The organism is Luxibacter massiliensis (assembly GCF_900604355.1).
Classification (GTDB): domain Bacteria; phylum Bacillota; class Clostridia; order Lachnospirales; family Lachnospiraceae; genus Luxibacter; species Luxibacter massiliensis.
Map to the genome: position 1 here is coordinate 653,068 of NZ_UWOE01000001.1, position 19,622 is coordinate 672,689.

Here is a 19,622-nt window from a genome sequence, read left to right on the forward strand (position 1 = left end):
GGATAAGGAGTATTCCGGCAGAGCTTGAAAAGAATAAGTATAAAAAGAGGAGTGATTAGACATGGCAAAGGAAATTAAATACGGGACAGAAGCCAGGGCAGCATTGGAGAAAGGTGTAAACCAGCTGGCTGATACAGTAAGAGTGACATTAGGGCCAAAAGGAAGGAACGTAGTACTGGATAAATCTTTTGGTTCACCGCTTATCACAAACGACGGCGTGACAATCGCGAAAGAGATTGAGCTGGAGGATGGATTTGAGAACATGGGGGCACAGTTAATAAAAGAAGTGGCTTCCAAGACAAATGATGTTGCCGGAGACGGCACGACAACAGCTACAGTGCTGGCACAGGCTATGGTGCATGAAGGGATGAAAAACCTGGAAGCAGGCGCGAATCCGATTGTACTGCGCAAGGGTATGAAGAAAGCAACAGATGCTGCCGTTGAGGCAATTGCAAAGATGAGCAGCAAAGTAAAGGATAAAGAGCAGATTGCCAGAGTCGCAGCTGTATCATCTGGAGATGAGTCTGTAGGGCAGATGGTGGCAGATGCCATGGAGAAAGTTTCCAACGACGGAGTTATTACCATCGAAGAGTCTAAGACAATGCTTACAGAGTTGGATCTGGTAGAAGGTATGCAGTTTGACCGCGGATATATTTCTGCTTATATGGCTACAGATATGGATAAGATGGAAGCAAACCTGGAAGAACCATATATCCTGATTACAGATAAGAAGATCTCCAATATCCAAGATATTCTTCCTCTCCTTGAGCAGGTAATGCAGGCAGGCGCAAGGCTCCTGATTGTTGCTGAGGATATTGAAGGAGAAGCCCTCACAACTTTGATTGTCAATAAGCTGCGCGGTGTATTTAATGTGGTGGCTGTAAAGGCTCCTGGATATGGTGACAGAAGGAAAGAGATGCTGCAGGATATTGCGATTCTGACAGGCGGCCAGGTGATTTCTGAAGAATTGGGGATGGATCTGAAGGAAGCAAACATGGAGCAGTTAGGACGTGCAAAATCTGTTAAAGTCCAGAAAGAAAATACAGTAATCGTAGATGGATATGGCGAGAAGAAGGCAATTGAGGACAGAGTTTCCCAGATTAAAAAGGCCATTGAAGAGACAACATCTGAATTTGATAAAGAAAAGTTACAGGAGAGGCTGGCTAAGCTGGCAGGCGGCGTAGCAGTTATCCGTGTAGGGGCTGCCACAGAGACAGAGATGAAGGAAGCCAAGCTGCGTATGGAAGATGCCCTGAATGCTACAAGAGCTGCTGTAGAGGAAGGCATCATTGCTGGAGGCGGTTCCGCATATATCCATGCTGCAAAAGAGGTTGTTGCCCTTGCTGATTCTCTGGAAGGGGATGAGAAAACAGGAGCGAAGATCCTTCTGAAAGCCCTGGAGGCACCTCTGTACCATATAGCAACAAATGCTGGCCTGGAAGGTGCGGTTATTATTAATAAAGTAAGAGAAGCTGAACCAGGAGTTGGGTTCGATGCTTATAAAGAAGAATATGTAGATATGGTAAAAGAAGGAATCCTGGATCCTGCAAAGGTGACAAGGAGCGCATTGCAGAATGCGACTAGTGTGGCTTCTACACTGCTGACTACAGAGTCTGTGGTTGCTACAATTAAGGAAGATACACCAGCTATGCCAGCAGGCGGCGCAGGTGGAATGGGAATGATGTAATTTAATACGAAAGAGGATACGGTAATCAGTATGGCTGCCGTATCCTCTTTTTTGCATAGCAGGAATGCCTGTGCCAAGAGATAATCATTTTGGAGAGTTGTTATATCTTCTGTTTCAGTAAGAGTTTATTACAAAATTGATATAAACGGACTACTTATAAGCATAACTTAATAATGGGGTTTAAAATAAATCAATACTGAATTCACAGTCCTGCAGCGTAATTACTTGACAATACAGCCGGAGTTTTGTACCATATCAATTAAAATATTTGAATTCACAGTTGGAGAAAGAGAGGAACCAAAACCATGGGAAAAGTTATCGGGGATGGCATCACCTTTGATGATGTACTTTTAGTGCCGGCATACTCTGAGGTAATTCCAAATCAGGTCGATTTGTCAACAAATCTTACAAAAAAAATTAAACTGAATATTCCAATGATGAGTGCAGGGATGGATACAGTTACGGAGCACCGTATGGCCATTGCCATGGCCCGTCAGGGGGGGATCGGTATTATTCATAAAAATATGCCAATCGGGCAGCAGGCTGAAGAAGTGGACAAAGTGAAGAGATCTGAAAATGGGGTAATCACAGATCCGTTTTATTTATCTCCAGAGCACACGCTGGAGGACGCGAATAATTTAATGGCTAAGTTCCGTATTTCAGGCGTGCCCATTACAGAGGGAAAGAAACTGGTAGGGATTATTACAAACCGTGATTTAAAGTTTGAGGAAGATTTTTCTAAGAAAATAAAGGAATCTATGACCTCAGAGGGACTCATCACAGCAAAAGAGGGGATCACGCTGGATGAGGCTAAAACAATCCTTGCCAAGGCCAGGAAAGAGAAGCTCCCCATTGTAGATGACGAAGGGAATCTAAAGGGACTGATTACAATTAAGGATATTGAAAAGCAGATAAAGTATCCTCTGTCTGCCAAGGATGGCCAGGGAAGGCTGCTCTGTGGCGCGGCTGTGGGAATCACGGCTAACTGCCTTGAAAGGGCGGCGGCTTTGGTGGAGGCAAAGGTGGACGTGATTGTTATGGATTCTGCCCATGGCCATTCTGCCAATGTGCTCCGTACTGTACGGATGGTCAAGGAAAAATACCCCGATCTCCAAGTGATTGCAGGAAATGTGGCCACGGGGGAGGCCACGAGAGCATTGATTGAGGCCGGCGTGGATGCAGTGAAAGTGGGGATAGGGCCTGGATCCATCTGTACTACCCGGGTGGTTGCCGGGATCGGCGTCCCACAGATTACGGCTATTATAAATTGTTATGAAGTGGCGAAAGAATATGGGATTCCAGTTATAGCAGACGGCGGGATTAAATATTCTGGCGATATGACAAAAGCCATTGCGGCCGGCGCCAATGTTTGTATGATGGGAAGTATTTTTGCTGGCTGTGATGAAAGTCCAGGAAGCTTTGAATTATATCAAGGAAGAAAATATAAAGTATACCGTGGTATGGGTTCCATTTCAGCAATGGAAAACGGAAGCAAAGACAGGTATTTTCAGGCAGATGCAAAGAAACTGGTGCCGGAAGGAGTGGAAGGCCGTGTGGCATATAAAGGAACAGTGGAAGACACTGTGTTCCAGCTTATGGGAGGAATACGGTCAGGCATGGGATACTGTGGGACTCCTACGATCGAGGATTTGAAACAAAAAGGACAGTTCGTAAAAATCTCGGCAGCATCTCTGAAGGAGAGCCACCCCCATGATATACATATTACAAAAGAGGCCCCCAATTATAGTGTAGATGAATAAAGGCTATATAACTTTGCTCCGCAGTGTGTATGCACACTGCGGAGCTTTTTATTCCCGCGCTCAACGGGCCAAGCGGACATGTTTACATGTCCATTTGGAGGCTGCCGCTAGGGTCTAATACCCCGATGCTTGCATTACTGCCAGTTTCATGCCCCGTATGCTTGCATCGGGGTCTTTGACTGCATAGGAAATTCAACAGAATTTCCTATGCAATAAAAGAGCGCTCCGTGCCGGATCCTACGGCGGCTAAGGGGGATTATATTGCTCATCCTAAAATTATAGCGTTGTACAGGGAGCCTAATTATCAGGCTGGTTTTCTGTTATATCAGATAAAGGTTTATTGTCAAAAACTGTGGATAAAATAATAGAGGAGCTGGTAGTGCCATACCTTTTTAGGTTATCTATCAGTTTTTCCAGTTCGGAAGAGTCATGCAGTGCAGCAAGAAGCATGGCATTATGTATACCAATGACTCTGTGGTGCGCCAGAATCAGGGGGGATGATTTGCAGAAGGCTGTAAAAGTGGCATAGCGTTCTGGAACAACATCAACCCCTATAAATACAATCAAATTTTTCGATAATTTCAGCGGATTGACTTGGGCATGATAACCAAGCAGGACACCTGCCTCCTCCAGGCGGCGTATCCGTTCTGTGACGGAAGGCGGGGATAAATTGACTTCCCTGCTAATTTGCTTAATAGTAGTCCTGGCATTTTGCTGGAGTATTTTTAAAATATGTAAATCTGTTCTGTCCATAAAATCTCCTTTTATTAAAAAATATAATGTTCTTCTTTTTCTTTATTTCCGTACTGATTTTCACGATTTTCCTTTTTTAAATTATATACCATAAAAATGTAAAATTGTATACTAAATTAAAAAAAGGAGGGCAAAAAATGGAAAAATTAAATCAGCCAATCACTGGAATCTGTTCATTTGCTAAATACCCAATCTGTACTGACCTGGAGCAGTTGGAGGCAGATATTGCCGTGCTGGGCGTACCTTATGACCTTGGGGTTGGATTTCTGTCAGGGGCACGGCTTGGCCCCAGGAGGATAAGGGAAGTTTCTACACATTATGCGAGAGGGGAGGCGGGGTTTTATGACCCAGAGAATGAAGAACAGCTTCTGGCAGCGCCGATCCGTATTGTGGACTGTGGGGATGCAGATATTCTCCACGGTGATATAGAATATTCTTTTAGCCATATAGAAGATTCGGTCAGGAAGATTCTGCAAAAGGGCGCCATACCTGCCATTATGGGAGGGGATCACTCCATCACGATTCCGGTGGGGAGAGCTTTGGCATGCCTGGACAGTGAGATCTGTATTGTGCACTTTGATGCACATCTGGATTGGACAGATCACGTAGGGCCTCAGTACTATGGGAATGGAAGTCCTATGAGAAGGCTGTCAGAGATGGAGCACATTGGAAAGATGATACAAATCGGACTGAGAGGACTGGGATCTAGTAAGAGGTCGGACTTTGAGGACGCCCGGGCATACGGCAGTATTTTGGTACCGGCCAGTGAAGTACATAAGGAGGGGGCACAGAACGTATTAAAAAAGATTCCCAAAGCAGATAAATATTTTATTTCATTAGATATTGATGGATATGATATATCTATTGCCCCAGGAGTCGGCTCACCGTCCCCGGGAGGATTGTATTATGATGAGGTGGCGGAAATGCTCGCAGGTATATGCCAAATGGGAGAGATTGTAGGGTTCGATTTAGTAGAGGTTGCGCCCCAGTACGATCCCGCCGGCATCACCAGCAGAGTTGCGGCGATGACAATGTTAAACCTGATGGGGCAGATCATGAAAAATAAAAAGTAGTATATCTGGCCATAGTATCCAAAATCAAAAGATCGGACTTTAGATACAAATACTTGTGGAACGTCTAATGTCCGGCAAGGTTATACTGATTGAACTACTGACAGGGGCACCCTATAAAGCATGCCCCACGGGGGCATACATTATGGGTACCCTCCAAGGTATCGTTTCAAAAGGAATGGAGGAGGGAAATATATGGTAAAACGGCGAATGTTAAATAAACAAAAAGAAGAATCACAGATGAATCCATTTTTTGCCTTATTGGTTATTCTGGTGATTGCGACTCTTGTAGCAAATATTATTCCCAGCGGCGCATATGAGAGGATTACATCGGACGGGCGGACGATTGTGAACCCGGATAGTTTTGAATATGTAAAGAAGCATTATGTGGGAGTATCGGATTTTTTTCTCTCGTTTTATCAAGGGTTTAACAATGCTGCCAGCCTGATGGCCATGCTCTTTTTTGCAGGAGGGGCTTTCGGGGTGGTTAAAAGAATCGGACTGCTGGAAACTGCAATTAAGTCGTTGGCACATAAGTTAAAGCATACTAGTTTTCATCTTGTGGCATTTGTACTGATGGCTGCTATTGGCACTCAGGTAGCCTTCACAAGCATGTGGGAGCTTAGTGTCGTGATTATACCTATGGTCATTCCTCTGGTGCTGGCCTTGGGGTATGATATTATGGTTGGCGCCGGGATTGTAATGCTGGCGGCCTGCGCTGGATTTGGGGCGGCAATGACAAATCCTCTGTTTACGGCAATTGCCCATAAACTGGCTGAACTGCCTATTTATTCGGCCTTGGGATACAGGGCAGTTTGCTTTGTGGTAATCCTGCTGGTCTGTTATTTGTATCTAATGCGGTATGCATCGAGGATAAAAAAGGATCCCTCCAAAAGCCTCGTAAAGGGAATGAATAGCAAATATGAGGCAATACAGGAAGAAGAGGTTAAGTTTTCACCCCCATTGATCCGCGCTGGAGTGGCATTTCTGGCTGTATTTCTATTTTTATTATACGGTACTGTGCAAATGGGGTTTGACTTCCCCCAGATGGCTGCCTGCTTTGTGGCAATGACGTTCGCTACAGGACTGGCATATGGCAGTGGCATTAATGAAATCTGCGATATGATGGGGGAGGGGATGAAGGATTTGTTCTATGCGGCAATGGTTATGCTGTTTGCCCGGGCCATTTTGTATATTCTGGAAGAGGCAATGGTGATAGATACAATTATTTCTTTTCTCTCAAAATTGGTTGTTGGAAAATCCTCTTTGGTGACGGCAAATCTGCTGCTGGTCATGCAGACAATCATAAATTTCTTAATTCCTTCAGGAAGCGGGCAGGCGGCCATAACGATCCCTATTATCGTACCTCTTGCAGATATGGGAAATGTGACACGCCAGGTAGCCTGCCTTGCCAGCCAATTTGGAGATGGGTTCTCTAATTTTATATACCCCACCAATGGCTCCCTGATTGCGATTTTAATGGTAGCTGGCATTCCCTATAAAAAATGGTTCCGCTTTTTCGGGCCTCTATTTCTGATTATTATGGGTGTGTGTGCCGTATTTGTAAGTATAGGGGTAATGATACATTTAGGGCCCTTTTAGAAGTCTTGTTTGTCATGGGGCAGAGGGCATGATGAATCGGAAAAGAGTTGTGGCAGACTTGGTCAAATATGTAGATTGAACAGCAGGTACTATTTCTAATATGAATAGTGCCTGCTGTTTTAGAATCTGTCTGCTAATGGATGCACCTCTGTTAGTATATCAGGGGGGTGTGGAGGAATAATAAGTATGTTATAGGGATAAGCCGTAAAATTTATAAAATTATTATGAAAACCTTAACCTTCCGGCTGGCAAATATGATAAAATAAATATCAGATTGTGTGTGAAGGTGTACAGATGAAGAAATTGCGTAAATCAACAAAAAGAAAGATCCAGGTAGACAGGAAATCATTTATCTATGGCGGTATTGTTGTACTGGTTATTTTGACGGTAGTTCTGGGGATATACTCATGTGTGGCAGATAGATATAGAAATAAAGAGAATACAGGAATTAAAGTGGATGCATCCAAACCGGAAATTGATGTCCAGCTGCTGGATGTAAATGAATATTCCAGGCCTGGGATTGAGTCAGATCCTATAACCGGAATTGTTGTCCACTACACAGCAAATCCTGGAAGTACAGCGCAGAATAACAGAGATTATTTTGAAGGCCTGAAGGACAGCCATGAGACTTCTGTGAGCAGCCATTTTGTGGTGGGGTTAGACGGGGAGATTATTCAATGTGTGCCCACCTGGGAGATTGCGTATGCGTCCAATGAGAGAAACAATGATACAGTGTCCATTGAGACATGCCATCCAGACGAGAGCGGGAAGTTTACAGAGGATACATATAAATCTTTAGTACAATTGACTGCCTGGCTCTGCACCAAATTTGGCCTGGACGAGGAGGACGTTATCCGCCATTATGATGTCACAGGTAAAATATGCCCAAAGTATTTTGTGGAGGATGAACAGGCATGGAATCTTTTTAAGGGGGATGTAAAGGCGGCGCTCCAAAAAAGTAAGGAATAATATTGGACTGGTGCAGAAATAATTCTAAGGAACAGACAAAACCAGACCTGTAATATGAAAAGGCATAGGCTGTTGATATCAGGGATAAGAATTGTTATAATAAAACATACGGCCCTAAGGGCATTTCTTTAGGGAGGAAGCCATCAGCCTGAGGATATGGGCGGCGGTGTGCTTCTGGGAATGATTTTGAATACAAAAGGTGGAAAACAGATAATGAATGATTTAGAAATGTACCGGGAACAGCTTGCTTTGTGCGATGATAAGATTATTGATGCTTTGGTAGAACGTTACGCCGTTATAGAAAAAATAATGGCATATAAAGAAGAGTATGGAATGCCTATCCTCCAGCCAATGCAGGAAGAAAAGCAGGAGCGCAGGCTGGGAGGCAGGCTTCATGGGAATAAATATCAGGAAGAGATATATGATGTGTTCAAGCGCATTGTGCGCAACAGCAAGCGGATCCAGGCCAGGAAGCTCTTTTCAGGGAACATAGTACTGATTGGGTTTATGGGAGCTGGGAAGTCAAGTGTTTCTGAATATATGAGCACCATGCTCGCAATGAAAATGATAGATATGGATCAGGAGATAGCAGAGCGGGAAGGAATGAGCATCCCAGATATTTTTGCCACATATGGAGAGGAATATTTCAGAGGGCAGGAGACAAGGCTTCTGGAAGAGTTGGAGATGCATAAGAATGTAATTATTTCCTGCGGCGGGGGCGCTGCCCTCAGGGAAGAGAACATTGTCCATATGAAGAAAAATGGCTGTGTCGTACTTTTGACTGCCAGTCCGCAGACTGTATATGAGCGGGTAAAGGGCAGTGATGACAGGCCTCTGTTAAAGGATAACAACAGCCTGGAATCTATAGCCTGTATGATGGAGAAGAGGCGGGAGAGATACGAGGGGGCAGCAGATATTGTGATCCAGACAGATGATAAGAGTATACTGCAGGTCTGCGAGGAATTGATTTCAAGGCTGATGGAGCTGGGGGGAGAATAATGTTTGATAGGTTTTTCCCGGATGACTATAAGATGTCTGTCTATGTCATTCCGTTTGAAGAGTTATATAAGGAGGGGGTCAGGGGGGTTATTTTTGATATTGATAATACACTTGTTCCCCATGGCGCCCCTGCCGACCCACGGGCCATAAAGCTATTTGCCAGGCTTAAAAGCCTGGGGATTCAGTCTTGCCTGCTGTCAAATAATAAAGAACCCCGGGTTCAGATGTTTAACAGAGATATACAGACAAATTATATTTTTGACGCCCATAAGCCTTCCACAAAGAATTACAAAAAGGCAATGGAGATTATGGGGACAGACTGTGGGAATACACTTTTTGTGGGGGATCAGCTATTTACTGATGTATGGGGGGCAAAAAGGACTGGCATCAGAAATATACTTGTGAGGCCCATTCATCCCAAGGAGGAGATCCAGATTGTGCTGAAGCGTTATCTGGAGAAAATTGTACTGTATTTTTATAAAAAGAAAAAAAGAGGTTCTAAAAAAGGTTGAAAAATGCTGGGAATTATTATAGAATTATAAGCAGTGTAAAAACAGGGAAGTGCAGAAATGCACGTTTGAAGGAGGATTACAATGATTACAGCAGGTGATTTTAAGAATGGAATAACTGTTGAAATTGAGGGAAATATCTATCAAGTATTGGAATTTCAGCATGTAAAACCAGGTAAAGGTGCAGCGTTTGTCAGGACAAAGCTGAAGAATATTATAAATGGAGGGGTCATTGAAAAGACGTTCAGGCCCACTGAGAAATTCCCGAAAGCCCACATTGACAGAAAAGATATGCAGTATTTATATCAGGACGGCGATCTCTATAACTTTATGGATGTGGAGACTTATGACCAGATTGCCTTGAATGAAGATGTGGTAGGCGATGCGCTTAAATTTGTGAAAGAAAACGAGACAGTAAAAATTTGCTCCCACAAAGGGAATGTATTTTCTGTTGAACCGCCTTTGTTCGTGGAGCTGGCAATCACAGAGACAGAGCCAGGTTTCAAGGGTGATACTGCCCAGGGAGCCACAAAACCTGCTACAGTGGAGACTGGCGCTACTGTTATGGTTCCATTGTTTGTGGAGCAGGGAGATGTTCTGAAGATTGATACAAGGACAGGTGAATATCTGTCACGTGTTTAGGATTAAAGGGGAAGTCCCTGTTTTGGCCCTGGAACCAGGCGCCGGGCGGGGACTTGTTTTGTTTTTACTGGGCGGGGTTAGAGTGCAACGATTCTTTGCATGCAGGGGGATTGCATTTGATTGTATATTCAGATATAATCATGTCACATAATATGATTCAAATCAATATATCTATCTAGACGCAGGTCGTGTCAATATTCTCAATTTATTTGGTGAGTACACAATGAAAGAAAGGAAAACTAATGGAATATCAGGAGTTTTTGTGTACTTTAGAAAAAGAATTAAATAAAAGAGTTAAGGAGGGGATAAAGGTATGTACTTATACTGCCACAAAAAATAATGGCAGTAAAAAACAGGGGATTATGTTTGAGGAGCAGGGGATGATGGCCTCACAGGCCATTTACCTGGAGGATACCTATAAACGCCACCAGCAAGGGGAATCTCTGGATGGGCTGATGCTGGAACTCCTTCGTTTTCATGAAACTGCAAGGGGCGGTAAAATGTGGGACCCCAGCCAATTTGAGGAGTATGATTTCGTCAAGGAGAAGGTAATATTCCGGCTTGTCCACAGTGGAAAGAACAAAGAGGTATTGAAGGAGGTGCCTTGTGTGGAAATTCTGGATTTGTCTCTTATATTTTGTATTCTTGTAGATGCAGATGAGTGTGGGACTGCAGTTATGCAGATTACAAACAGTCATTTACAAATGTGGGGGATAGAGAAAGAGGAACTCATTAAAGATGCCGTTAGAAATATGCCCGTTCTTCTGCCTGCTGAGTTTTTCACCATGCGCCATGCAATTGAGGAGATGCTGGATAGTGCAAGTGGGAATGGGGGGGATATTCTTACAGAAGGGTTGGAGGGAAAGGGGGATATCATGTATGTGCTCACCAACCCTATACGCTGCTACGGTGCATCTTGCCTGGCATATCCATATTTGCTTGAGATGATAGGGGAGATTCTGGGAAAAGATTTTTATATACTGCCCAGCAGTGTCCATGAAGTGATTATAATGCCTGAGACTATAGATATAGGGCAGGCTGAGTTAGATGAAATGATAGCAGAGATTAATGAGACACAGGTAGAGCCGGAGGATGTGCTGAGCAGCCATGCGTATTATTACTGCAGGACTAAGGGCCAGTTTCAGATAGGCCGGGATATCCAATAAAGCAGGGTGGATTGGCCCGGACCACTGTTCCAGCCATCTGTGGACATTGGACGGGCCTAATTACCAGCTAAAAGGCTTAAAATCTCAGTCCGCCGGCGGGACCGCTGGCCTTTAATGCAGAGAAAATTAAGGGGCCTGCAAATCTCCTTTTGCAATAAAATTCCCTCTTTACATTTTTAGAAATTAGTGCTAAAATTATAAGGCATTCTGGTAAGGCTTTTGCCCTAATACAGGATTGCAGAGATTATACGTCTGTAGCTCAGTGGATAGAGCAATGCCCTCCGGAGGCATGTGCGGCGGTTCGACTCCGCCCAGACGTGTATTTTTTATGCCCTGGAGACAGGGATTCTACACAGCGATAATAAGAGATAAAGGAACTAGTGAGGTATGTCAGGGTATAGGACAGCGTTTAAAAAAGCTTTCCCTTATACAATTCCGGTATTGACAGGATATCTGTTCATTGGGATTGCATTCGGGGTAATGTATGCGGAGAAAGGGTATTCAGCTTGGTGGGCCGTGCTGATGAGCCTGCTGGTTTATGCAGGTTCAGGGCAGTATTTGGCGGTGAATTTTTTTGTGCCGGGAATTTCTTTTTTACAGGTTATTTTCATGACATTGATGGTGAACATCCGCCATGTATTCTATGGGCTTTCTCTTTTGGAAAGATTTAATAAGATAGGGAAAAAGAGATGGTATATGATTTTTGGCCTGACGGATGAGACATATTCTCTTCTCTGTACGGCAAAGGTGCCAAAAGAAGTGGAAGAAGAGAAGTTTTTGTTTGCCATATCTGCGCTGGACCAAAGCTACTGGGTAATTGGATCTGCCATAGGCGGAATACTTAAAAGCGTACTTCCCTTTAATGCGGAGGGGATTGAATTTGCAATGACTGCCCTGTTTGTAGTTATATTTATAGAACAGTGGATGGAAAGGAAGAACAGGCTGCCGGCTGTCATTGGCGCAGGTTCCGCTCTTTTATGCCTGCAGATATTCGGGAGCGGGAGTTTTGTGTTCCCCACGATGATACTGAGTATACTGATCTTATTTGCATCCAGGAAACGCCTGGAGAAGGAGGTGGGGACATGCCTCTAAATACAGCTGCTTCTCTGCTGGTCATACTGGCAGTGGCTTTGACCACATTTGCAACCAGGGCTCTGCCCTTCCTGATATTCCCAAAGGGCAGGCCGGTCCCCAAGACAGTAGAGTATCTGGGCAGGGTCCTGACCCCTGCAGTTATCGGCATGCTGGTCATATACTGCCTGAAGGACACCCCGATAGTTTCAGCGCCTCATGGGATTCCTGAGGCGGCGGCAGTGCTGGCGGTGGTCCTGCTTCATCTGTGGAAGCGGAACAATCTTTTGAGTATTGGGGGCGGCACAATTTTGTATATGTTTCTTGTGCAGGCCGTATTTTAGGTGAAACCTCCCGAAGGGAACTATGTCAGTTCAGGTTCAGCTTCCTGCCTGTGATATAGTGTGTGGCCAGGTAGAGGAGGATTGTGCTGAAAAAGAACACGATTCCACTGAGTTTGAAGGTTGAAAACAGATAGCCACCCACAGCACGGCTGCTGTTTGGGGCGTACATTTCCCCTCCAGGGAAAAGATTCAGGGCAAGCATCACAAATACAAGGATGATCTGTATAATTGCGGATAAAATAAAATACGTAATGATGGAACAGAGAACCTTGTGCCCTGGGAAAAGCTGGCCGATAGCAATACTTGCATATATCATGATGACGCTGCTTATGGTACTGAACAGTGAAAAAACCAGGAGATATACTGCAGCAGTGCTTAAGGGCATCCCAAGCATATCTGTGACCTCCGGGGCCACCATGGCATAAGCTTCTTTTACATTGGGGCCAGTCAGCAATATCAAGATACCGGCAGCGGCAATAGTGATATTCAGCATATACCAGGCCGAACCAGATATAATTTTGGCCCAGAGCTGCTGTACGTGGGTGGCCGGAAGGGTCCATGTGAGATAACCTTCATCCGTGAAAAGATTCTTATAGAACCTGACAGCCAGAAGCGCTGCTACCCCAAAAGAGACTGCGCTGAACAGGAGGGTAAATACGCTGATGAATATGGACAATGTAGATACCAGGACATTGGCAGGGGCCTGGAAGTCTATCTTGTCCAGATAGAGCAGGCGGCCAAGAAGGCAGGCTCCCAGGAACATAATGTGCAGTATGGCAAAAATGCGGCAGCCATATTTGAAATCATATTTGATGAGCTTTCCTAACATTTGAATACCTCCCTGAATAATGCATCTACAGATTTCCCACGCTCTGTCCGGATTTCATCTACAGAAGCGTTGAGGGTGAGCTGTCCGTTCTGTAGGAATAAAACCCGGTCTAAAATATTTTCAATATCAGTGATCAGATGAGTGGACAGCAAAATAGTAGCGTTTTCGCTGTAGTTAGTCAGGATAGTCTGGAGAATATAGTCGCGTGCCGCGGGATCCACTCCCCCGATAGGTTCATCCAGTATATAAAGTTCGGCATCCCGGCTCATGACAAGGATAAGTTGTACTTTCTCACGTGTGCCTTTGGAAAGAGTGTGCAGGCGCGCGCCGGGGTCTATGTCCAGGTCAAGGAGCATGGTCTTTGCCCTCTCCAGGCTGAAGTCATTATAAAAATCTGTAAAATATCCCAATATTTCATTGACCCGCATATGGTCATTCAGATAGCTGCGTTCCGGCAGATAGGATACCCGGCTCTTTGTCTCAACTCCCGGAGCCATGCTGTTTACCATGACATTGCCGGCAGTGGGGGTGATAAGTCCGTTGATGAGTTTGATCAAAGTGGTCTTTCCACTTCCATTGGGACCCAAAAGTCCCACAATCTGGCCTCTCTCCAGAGTTAGGCTGAGATTAGAGAGGGCAAAGAAGTTATTATATTTTTTCGTTAATCCCTGACATTCCAGAATCGGTTTCATTTACACTGTCCCCCTTTAATACTTCACGGATTAATTCTAAAGTCTCTTCCTCCTGAAAACCTAGCTGCTTCATCTTTTCAAAAAACTGCTGTATATGCTGGGAGGCCAGTTCCAGCCTCATCTTTTGCAGCATGGTTTTATCCTCAGTTATGAAACGGCCACTGGTTCTTTGTGAGTAGACAAGGCCACTGCGTTCCAGCTCAGACAGGGCCTTTTGCATTGTGTTTGGATTTACGGAAGCATTCAGCGCCAGATCACGGACCGAGGGCAGCTTGTCTCCAGGTTTATAAATCCCGGCGATGATATCATGCTGGATGCGTTCCATCAGCTGAAGGTAAATCGGACGGTCATTTTCTAAATCCCATGGCATCTCAGTCACCTCTTTTTCTATGTTATATTCCTGACTGTATTATCTATATAGTACAATAATACAATGGACATAGAGAGATGTCAAGACTTAGAGTACGTTCTTTTCATTGTCCCTGATAATTCTGTCGGGCATCCCGGGGTCAAAGCATCCGTTTCTCAGCATTTCAATTTCATATTTATAGGGAGCATAGGATTTCTTTTCCTTTGTGGGGGATGGTATATACGGCGTCTCAAGGATTTTGGGTATATCTGCAAAATCTTTGTGGTGCACGATATTATGGAGAGCGTCAAAGCCAATATGGCCAAAGCCGATATTGGCATGCCTGTCTTTGGCCGCACCAGGCACATTCTTACTGTCATTGATATGGAAAAGGGCAATCTGTTCCTTGCCCAACAGCCGGTCAAACTTGGCTATGACATCATCAAAATGATGAATGATATCATAACCGCTGTCACTTGTATGGCAGGTATCGAAGCAGACCCGGAGCTTATCATTGTGAGTCACCCCATCATAAATACAGGCAAGCTCCTCGAAGGAGCGTCCGATTTCAGAGCCTTTTCCGGCCATGGTTTCCAGTGCGACCAGACAGTCAGTGCCGCTTTGCAGAACTTCATTTAAACCCTGGATAATCTGCTGGGTGCCCCTCTTAGTGCCTTCTCCCACATGGGCGCCGGGGTGGAGCACGAGGATGTGGCTTTTGCAGGCTATGGTCCTTTGTATCTCCTTATCTAGGAACTCTACAGCCAGTTCAAAAGTTTCAGGCTTCACGGCATTTCCAAGATTAATAATATATGGGGCATGGACAATGATTTCATCAATGCCGTGCTCTTTCATGTATTCCCATGCAGGGCCAATATTTAGTTCGCTGATCTCTTTGCGCCGTGTGTTCTGAGGCGCGCCAGTGTAAAACATAAAAGTATTGGCTCCATAGGAGGCCGCTTCTTTTGCGGAACCCAACAGCATGTCCTTACCGCTCATTCCGACGTGTGATCCAATCTTCATACATAGTACCTGCCCTGAAATGTAAAAACTTACATCAGGGTATTTCCTTTCATTTATAGGTAAATAAGATAACAAAGTTCCCACCTGCCAGTAAGGGCAAATATTATGGGGAATGTTCAGCCTTTGTTCCCTTAATATCACTTGCTCTTACTGATTATACATGATAAAATAGCCAAATGAAAGAAAAAAAGAACGGAGAGTGGAATTAAAGTGAAGACATTGCTGGAACTGATTACAATAGAGGTAGAAAAAGCATTTAAGAATGCCGGATACGAGGAGGCGTTTGGAAAGGTGACATTGTCTAACCGCCCGGATTTATGTGAGTATCAGTGCAATGGTGCCATGGCGGCTGCCAAGACATATAAAAAAGCTCCCGCTGTGATTGCAGGGGAGGTGGCAGAGCAGCTGAAGGGATGTAACTGCTTTTCTATGACAGAGGCGGTAAACCCGGGGTTTATCAACCTGAAGGCTAGAGAAAGCTTTTTGGCGCAGTATCTTTGTGATATGGCCTTAGATAGCATGATGGGGGTGGAACGGGAAGAAAACCCCAGGACAGTCATAGTGGATTACGGCGGCCCGAATGTAGCAAAACCTCTTCATGTGGGGCATCTCCGCTCCGCTATTATTGGGGAAAGCGTGAAACGTATTGCACGGTTCAAAGGCAATCATGTGATTGGGGATATCCACCTGGGAGACTGGGGATACCAGATGGGGCTTATCATTACTGAACTTAAAAGCCGTCAGCCGGGACTCCCATATTTTGATGCGTCTTTTGAAGGGGAGTATCCGAAAGAAGCGCCGTTTACTATCGGAGAACTGGAGGAAATCTATCCTGCCGCCAGTGCCAGGGCGAAGGAGGATGAAAAATACCGTGAGGAAGCACTTAAGGCGACTTTTGAGCTGCAGAATGGCCGGCCTGGCTATCGTGCGGTCTGGAAACATATTATGGGCATCTCTGTGGAGGATTTAAAAAAGAATTATCAGAAACTTAAGGTGGAATTCGATCTCTGGAAAGGTGAGGCAGATGTACAGGAGTATATTCCCGGCATGGTGGATATGCTTAAGAAGGAGGGGTATGCTTACTACGATGATGGCGCACTTGTGGTGGATGTGCGCCAGGAAGGGGACAAGAAGGAAGTGCCTCCGTGCATGATACTGAAATCAGACGGGGCAGCCCTCTATGACACGACAGACCTGGCAACACTCGTAGAGCGTGAAAAGCTGTATTCACCGGATGAGATCATCTATCTGGCAGATAAGCGCCAGGAGCTGCACTTTGTACAAGTGTTCCGCTGTGCAAGGAAGACAGGGATTGTGCGCCCGGAAGTGGAATTGAAATTCTTAGGTTTTGGGACAATGAACGGGAAGGACGGCAAACCTTTTAAAACCCGGGATGGCGGTGTGATGCGGCTGGAGAAGCTGATCAGTGAGATTAACGGGGAGATGTATAAGAAGATTACAGAGAACCGTACTGTTTCCCAGGAAGAAGCTGAGGATACGTCTCAAATAGTAGGCTTGGCCGCAATTAAGTATGGGGATTTATCGAATCAGGCATCTAAAGATTATATATTTGATGTGGACAGATTTACTTCATTTGAAGGGAACACCGGCCCCTATATTTTATATACAATGGTGCGTATTAAATCAATCCTGAATAAATATCAGGAAAACGGCGGAGAGTTTGAGGGAGTGGCCGTTCAGCCGCCTTGCAGTGAATATGAAAAGACAGTAATGCTGGAGACGGCCAAATTTAATGATGTAATCAATACCGCATATATGGAGACGGCCCCCCACAAAATTTGTGCTTATTTATTTGACCTTTCCAATGCTTTTAATAGATTCTACCATGAGACAAAAATTCTGGCTGAGGAGGATAAAACGCGCCGAGAGGGATATATTGCGCTGCTTAAGATGATTTTGAGGATTCTGGAGATTTGTATCGGCCTGCTTGGGTTCGATGCACCGGAAAGGATGTAGGCAGAATATGACGGAGAAATTGTTCTATGTGGATAGCCATTTAAAAGAATTTACGGCAGTAGTTGAATTATGCCGTCCAAGAGATGACAGGTATGAGGTGGTTCTTGACAGAACCGCCTTTTTTCCCGAGGGCGGGGGACAGTATGCAGATACAGGGAGGCTCGGGGATGTACTGGTGTCAGATGCAAGGGAAAGGGGTGGCCTTATTTATCATCTGACAGATGGGCCCCTCCCTGTGGGGGCGGAGGTAGAAGGGCGTATTGACTGGGGAACACGTTTTATGAAAATGCAGCAGCATACAGGGGAGCATATTGTCTCGGGTCTGGTCCATGCACGGCTGGGATATAATAATGTAGGCTTCCATCTGGGCAGCGGGGACTGTACCATGGATTTTGACGGGGAGATTACACGGGAGGTACTTATGGAGATTGAGCAGGCTGCGAATGAAGCGGCAGTCAGCAATCTCGAGGTTCTGGTAAGTTATCCTGCAGAAAGTGAGCTGGCTGGCTTGGAATACAGAAGTAAAATCGAGATAGAGGGCCAGGTGAGGATCGTCACCATACCGGGGTATGATGTGTGCGCCTGCTGTGCGCCCCATGTAAAGAGAACCGGTGAGATAGGGATGATTAAGCTTACTAACGTCCAGCGGTATAAGGGAGGAGCCAGGGTAACGATGCTTTGCGGATACCGGGCCCTGGCAGATTATAGGACGAAGGAAGAACAGACAAGGCAGATATCCTCTTTATTGTGTGCCAGGGAGAACCGGGTTGCTGATGCAGTGGTGCATTTGAAAGAAGAACATACACGGCAGAAGGCCAGGCTTGCACAGATGCAGAAAATATTGCTTAAGTACAAAGCACAAGAGATCCCAAAGACAGAGCAGTTTGTATGCCTTTTTGAAGAAGAACTGGAGGGGGATGGGCCAAGGATCCTGATGAACCTGATTTTAGAAAATGGAAGGGCAGCCTGTGTTGTGTTCCAGAAAACAGGGGTTGAAAGTTTCCGTTACGTAATGGGGAGCAGGACCGTGGATATGCGCCCTCTTGCCCGAGAGTTTCATGGGCAGTTTGGCGGACGTGGGGGCGGAAAGCCAGAGATGGTACAGGGATCTGCACAAGGCAGTAAGGATGAAATGAGGGCGTGGATGCAAAAGAAAGGAAAGGAGATACTAAATGTATAAAAATCCGAATTCGAAGCAGTTCTGGCGCCTTTGCGGGCCTCTTCTTCTATACTGGGGCATAGAGTTTGTCATAAGGTTCTTTGCTGAGATTATTGTAATTATCCCCCATATAGGGGAGATCGTGGCAGAAAACAAGATTACGGGCACTTTAACTCAGGATGAAATCATGGAATTAGCCATGCAGAATGCCGAAAAGGTGTATACAATACTTCAGCAGTACCAGGTAGAGATCCTGACAGCAGCGGCAATATGTACCATCCCGCTGACACTCACCTTGTTTCTCATGGACAGAAAAAGAGAGAAATCATTTCAGATCCCACAGAATAAAAAGGCTGATACATGGAGGTATGTTCAGATTGTGGTTCTGGGGGCGGCATTATGTACGGGGATGAACTGTCTATCTATTATGACTAACCTGGCTTTTGCCAGCAGTGCCTATCAGGAAGTATCTGAGATTTTTTATTCAGCATCCCTGCCCGTACAGTATATCTGCCTGGGGGTGATTATTCCGGTGACGGAGGAGCTTATGTTCAGAGGGATACTGTTCAGGCGGTTCAGAGAGCAGAATAGTCCCATGAAGGCAGCCTTGCTTGCGGCGCTGTTGTTTAGTATTTCTCATGGGAATATGGTACAATTTATCTATACATTTGTTTTAGGTGTGTTTTTAGGGTATACGTATGAGAAATTTGGTTCATTTAAAGCGCCGGTTGTGCTGCACATTGTGGTAAATATGATCTCTTTGATACTGACAGACACCGGGGCGCTTACATGGTTGTCTGATGAACCCCTGAGGATGGGCATCGTGACAGTTATATGTGCATTTGCAGGTTCGGCTATGTTTGTGCTGATCCAAAAAATTAATGAAAAGCCAGACGGAGGGGGCCCCTCTGAGGAGAGCAATATATCACCGGACATGTTCCGGTAGTCCATGAGTTATACAGACGGCAGCCGGCAGAAGGGGGATTTTCTGCTGGCTGCTATTAAATATAAGGAGTAGGCC

The 19,622-nt window shown here is 45.1% G+C and carries 19 protein-coding genes and 1 tRNA gene; 15 read left to right on the forward strand and 5 right to left on the reverse strand.

Annotated features, from left to right (window positions below; all coding sequences use genetic code 11):
• The first annotated feature begins 61 nt into the window (after positions 1 to 61).
• The gene (gene groL / locus EFA47_RS03225) at positions 62 to 1,687 is read left to right on the forward strand and encodes a chaperonin GroEL (protein WP_122641986.1); all 1,626 of its coding nucleotides are present in this window, start codon (positions 62 to 64) and stop codon (positions 1,685 to 1,687) included.
• A gap of 305 nt (positions 1,688 to 1,992) precedes the next feature.
• Positions 1,993 to 3,447, forward strand: coding sequence for an IMP dehydrogenase (guaB, locus tag EFA47_RS03230; RefSeq protein WP_122641987.1), 1,455 nt, complete (start codon positions 1,993 to 1,995; stop codon positions 3,445 to 3,447).
• Between the two features lie 297 nt (positions 3,448 to 3,744).
• Here guaB and EFA47_RS03235 read toward each other — a convergent pair whose 3' ends face one another.
• Positions 3,745 to 4,200, reverse strand: coding sequence for an Lrp/AsnC family transcriptional regulator (locus tag EFA47_RS03235; protein WP_122641988.1), 456 nt, complete (start codon positions 4,198 to 4,200; stop codon positions 3,745 to 3,747).
• Positions 4,201 to 4,337: 137 nt separating this feature from the next.
• Here EFA47_RS03235 and speB point away from each other — a divergent pair, with 137 nt between their 5' ends.
• The 10 genes from speB (at position 4,338) to EFA47_RS03285 (ending at position 12,572) form a co-directional block, all read left to right on the forward strand.
• On the forward strand, positions 4,338 to 5,273 hold the full coding sequence (gene speB, locus EFA47_RS03240) for an agmatinase (RefSeq protein WP_122641989.1): 936 nt from the start codon (positions 4,338 to 4,340) through the stop codon (positions 5,271 to 5,273).
• 192 nt (positions 5,274 to 5,465) lie between these two features.
• On the forward strand, positions 5,466 to 6,872 hold the full coding sequence (locus EFA47_RS03245) for a YfcC family protein (RefSeq protein ID WP_164689910.1): 1,407 nt from the start codon (positions 5,466 to 5,468) through the stop codon (positions 6,870 to 6,872).
• Between the two features lie 294 nt (positions 6,873 to 7,166).
• A complete protein-coding gene (locus tag EFA47_RS03250) occupies positions 7,167 to 7,841 on the forward strand; it encodes a peptidoglycan recognition protein family protein (RefSeq protein WP_122641991.1) in 675 nt (224 codons plus the stop codon).
• Between the two features lie 213 nt (positions 7,842 to 8,054).
• On the forward strand, positions 8,055 to 8,840 hold the full coding sequence (locus tag EFA47_RS03255; protein ID WP_122644390.1) for a shikimate kinase: 786 nt from the start codon (positions 8,055 to 8,057) through the stop codon (positions 8,838 to 8,840).
• A complete protein-coding gene (locus tag EFA47_RS03260; protein ID WP_122641992.1) occupies positions 8,840 to 9,352 on the forward strand; it encodes a YqeG family HAD IIIA-type phosphatase in 513 nt (170 codons plus the stop codon). The genes EFA47_RS03255 and EFA47_RS03260 overlap by 1 nt, the downstream gene beginning before the upstream one ends.
• Before the next feature lie 81 nt (positions 9,353 to 9,433).
• Positions 9,434 to 9,991 carry an elongation factor P gene (gene efp, locus EFA47_RS03265; protein WP_122641993.1) on the forward strand — a complete coding sequence of 186 codons (558 nt, stop codon included), beginning with the start codon at positions 9,434 to 9,436 and terminating at the stop codon, positions 9,989 to 9,991.
• 242 nt (positions 9,992 to 10,233) lie between these two features.
• Entirely contained in the window at positions 10,234 to 11,157 is a 924-nt protein-coding gene (locus tag EFA47_RS03270; protein WP_122641994.1) for a DUF5688 family protein, read from the forward strand.
• Positions 11,158 to 11,405: 248 nt separating this feature from the next.
• Positions 11,406 to 11,477: transfer RNA gene (locus tag EFA47_RS03275), tRNA-Arg, on the forward strand.
• Between the two features lie 67 nt (positions 11,478 to 11,544).
• Complete coding sequence (locus EFA47_RS03280) at positions 11,545 to 12,249, forward strand: AzlC family ABC transporter permease (protein WP_122641995.1); 705 nt, start codon at positions 11,545 to 11,547, stop codon at positions 12,247 to 12,249.
• Positions 12,240 to 12,572 (forward strand): branched-chain amino acid transporter permease, encoded by a 333-nt coding sequence (locus EFA47_RS03285; RefSeq protein ID WP_122641996.1) that lies wholly within the window; start codon positions 12,240 to 12,242, stop codon positions 12,570 to 12,572. Before EFA47_RS03280 ends, EFA47_RS03285 begins: the two co-directional genes overlap by 10 nt.
• Before the next feature lie 25 nt (positions 12,573 to 12,597).
• Here the strand turns inward: EFA47_RS03285 and EFA47_RS03290 are convergent, their stop codons facing one another.
• From EFA47_RS03290 to EFA47_RS03305, 4 genes are all read right to left on the reverse strand, one after another.
• Positions 12,598 to 13,401, reverse strand: a complete 804-nt coding sequence (locus EFA47_RS03290; protein WP_122641997.1) for a hypothetical protein — start codon at positions 13,399 to 13,401, stop codon at positions 12,598 to 12,600.
• The gene (locus EFA47_RS03295; RefSeq protein ID WP_122641998.1) at positions 13,395 to 14,093 is read right to left on the reverse strand and encodes an ABC transporter ATP-binding protein; all 699 of its coding nucleotides are present in this window, start codon (positions 14,091 to 14,093) and stop codon (positions 13,395 to 13,397) included. Before EFA47_RS03295 ends, EFA47_RS03290 begins: the two co-directional genes overlap by 7 nt.
• Positions 14,050 to 14,463: a GntR family transcriptional regulator gene (locus EFA47_RS03300; RefSeq protein ID WP_122641999.1), complete on the reverse strand. Its 414-nt coding sequence runs from the start codon at positions 14,461 to 14,463 to the stop codon at positions 14,050 to 14,052. Before EFA47_RS03300 ends, EFA47_RS03295 begins: the two co-directional genes overlap by 44 nt.
• Positions 14,464 to 14,550: 87 nt before the next feature.
• The gene (locus EFA47_RS03305) at positions 14,551 to 15,465 is read right to left on the reverse strand and encodes a deoxyribonuclease IV (protein ID WP_122644391.1); all 915 of its coding nucleotides are present in this window, start codon (positions 15,463 to 15,465) and stop codon (positions 14,551 to 14,553) included.
• A gap of 210 nt (positions 15,466 to 15,675) precedes the next feature.
• Between EFA47_RS03305 and argS the strand changes: the two genes are divergently transcribed.
• Genes argS through EFA47_RS03320 form a run of 3 tightly spaced genes read left to right on the forward strand, consistent with a single transcriptional unit; the run spans position 15,676 to position 19,547 of the window.
• Positions 15,676 to 17,442 carry an arginine--tRNA ligase gene (gene argS, locus EFA47_RS03310; RefSeq protein WP_122642000.1) on the forward strand — a complete coding sequence of 589 codons (1,767 nt, stop codon included), beginning with the start codon at positions 15,676 to 15,678 and terminating at the stop codon, positions 17,440 to 17,442.
• 7 nt (positions 17,443 to 17,449) lie between these two features.
• Positions 17,450 to 18,622 carry an alanyl-tRNA editing protein gene (locus EFA47_RS03315; protein WP_122642001.1) on the forward strand — a complete coding sequence of 391 codons (1,173 nt, stop codon included), beginning with the start codon at positions 17,450 to 17,452 and terminating at the stop codon, positions 18,620 to 18,622.
• Positions 18,615 to 19,547, forward strand: a complete 933-nt coding sequence (locus EFA47_RS03320) for a CPBP family intramembrane glutamic endopeptidase (protein WP_122642002.1) — start codon at positions 18,615 to 18,617, stop codon at positions 19,545 to 19,547. Before EFA47_RS03315 ends, EFA47_RS03320 begins: the two co-directional genes overlap by 8 nt.
• Positions 19,548 to 19,622 lie beyond the last annotated feature (75 nt).

Excerpts from the sequence above, each read along its gene's own strand:
- EFA47_RS03305 (WP_122644391.1), bottom strand. The coding sequence starts at position 15,465 with ATGAAGATTGGATCACACGTCGGAATGAGCGGTAAGGACATGCTGTTG.
- EFA47_RS03250 (WP_122641991.1), top strand. The coding sequence starts at position 7,167 with ATGAAGAAATTGCGTAAATCAACAAAAAGAAAGATCCAGGTAGACAGG.
- EFA47_RS03255 (WP_122644390.1), top strand. The coding sequence starts at position 8,055 with ATGAATGATTTAGAAATGTACCGGGAACAGCTTGCTTTGTGCGATGAT.
- EFA47_RS03280 (WP_122641995.1), top strand. The coding sequence starts at position 11,545 with ATGTCAGGGTATAGGACAGCGTTTAAAAAAGCTTTCCCTTATACAATT.
- EFA47_RS03320 (WP_122642002.1), top strand. The coding sequence starts at position 18,615 with ATGTATAAAAATCCGAATTCGAAGCAGTTCTGGCGCCTTTGCGGGCCT.
- EFA47_RS03260 (WP_122641992.1), top strand. The coding sequence starts at position 8,840 with ATGTTTGATAGGTTTTTCCCGGATGACTATAAGATGTCTGTCTATGTC.
- EFA47_RS03300 (WP_122641999.1), bottom strand. The coding sequence starts at position 14,463 with ATGCCATGGGATTTAGAAAATGACCGTCCGATTTACCTTCAGCTGATG.
- EFA47_RS03245 (WP_164689910.1), top strand. The coding sequence starts at position 5,466 with ATGGTAAAACGGCGAATGTTAAATAAACAAAAAGAAGAATCACAGATG.
- EFA47_RS03270 (WP_122641994.1), top strand. The coding sequence starts at position 10,234 with ATGGAATATCAGGAGTTTTTGTGTACTTTAGAAAAAGAATTAAATAAA.
- EFA47_RS03290 (WP_122641997.1), bottom strand. The coding sequence starts at position 13,401 with ATGTTAGGAAAGCTCATCAAATATGATTTCAAATATGGCTGCCGCATT.
- EFA47_RS03295 (WP_122641998.1), bottom strand. The coding sequence starts at position 14,093 with ATGAAACCGATTCTGGAATGTCAGGGATTAACGAAAAAATATAATAAC.
- speB (WP_122641989.1), top strand. The coding sequence starts at position 4,338 with ATGGAAAAATTAAATCAGCCAATCACTGGAATCTGTTCATTTGCTAAA.
- EFA47_RS03235 (WP_122641988.1), bottom strand. The coding sequence starts at position 4,200 with ATGGACAGAACAGATTTACATATTTTAAAAATACTCCAGCAAAATGCC.
- efp (WP_122641993.1), top strand. The coding sequence starts at position 9,434 with ATGATTACAGCAGGTGATTTTAAGAATGGAATAACTGTTGAAATTGAG.
- EFA47_RS03315 (WP_122642001.1), top strand. The coding sequence starts at position 17,450 with ATGACGGAGAAATTGTTCTATGTGGATAGCCATTTAAAAGAATTTACG.
- groL (WP_122641986.1), top strand. The coding sequence starts at position 62 with ATGGCAAAGGAAATTAAATACGGGACAGAAGCCAGGGCAGCATTGGAG.
- EFA47_RS03285 (WP_122641996.1), top strand. The coding sequence starts at position 12,240 with ATGCCTCTAAATACAGCTGCTTCTCTGCTGGTCATACTGGCAGTGGCT.
- guaB (WP_122641987.1), top strand. The coding sequence starts at position 1,993 with ATGGGAAAAGTTATCGGGGATGGCATCACCTTTGATGATGTACTTTTA.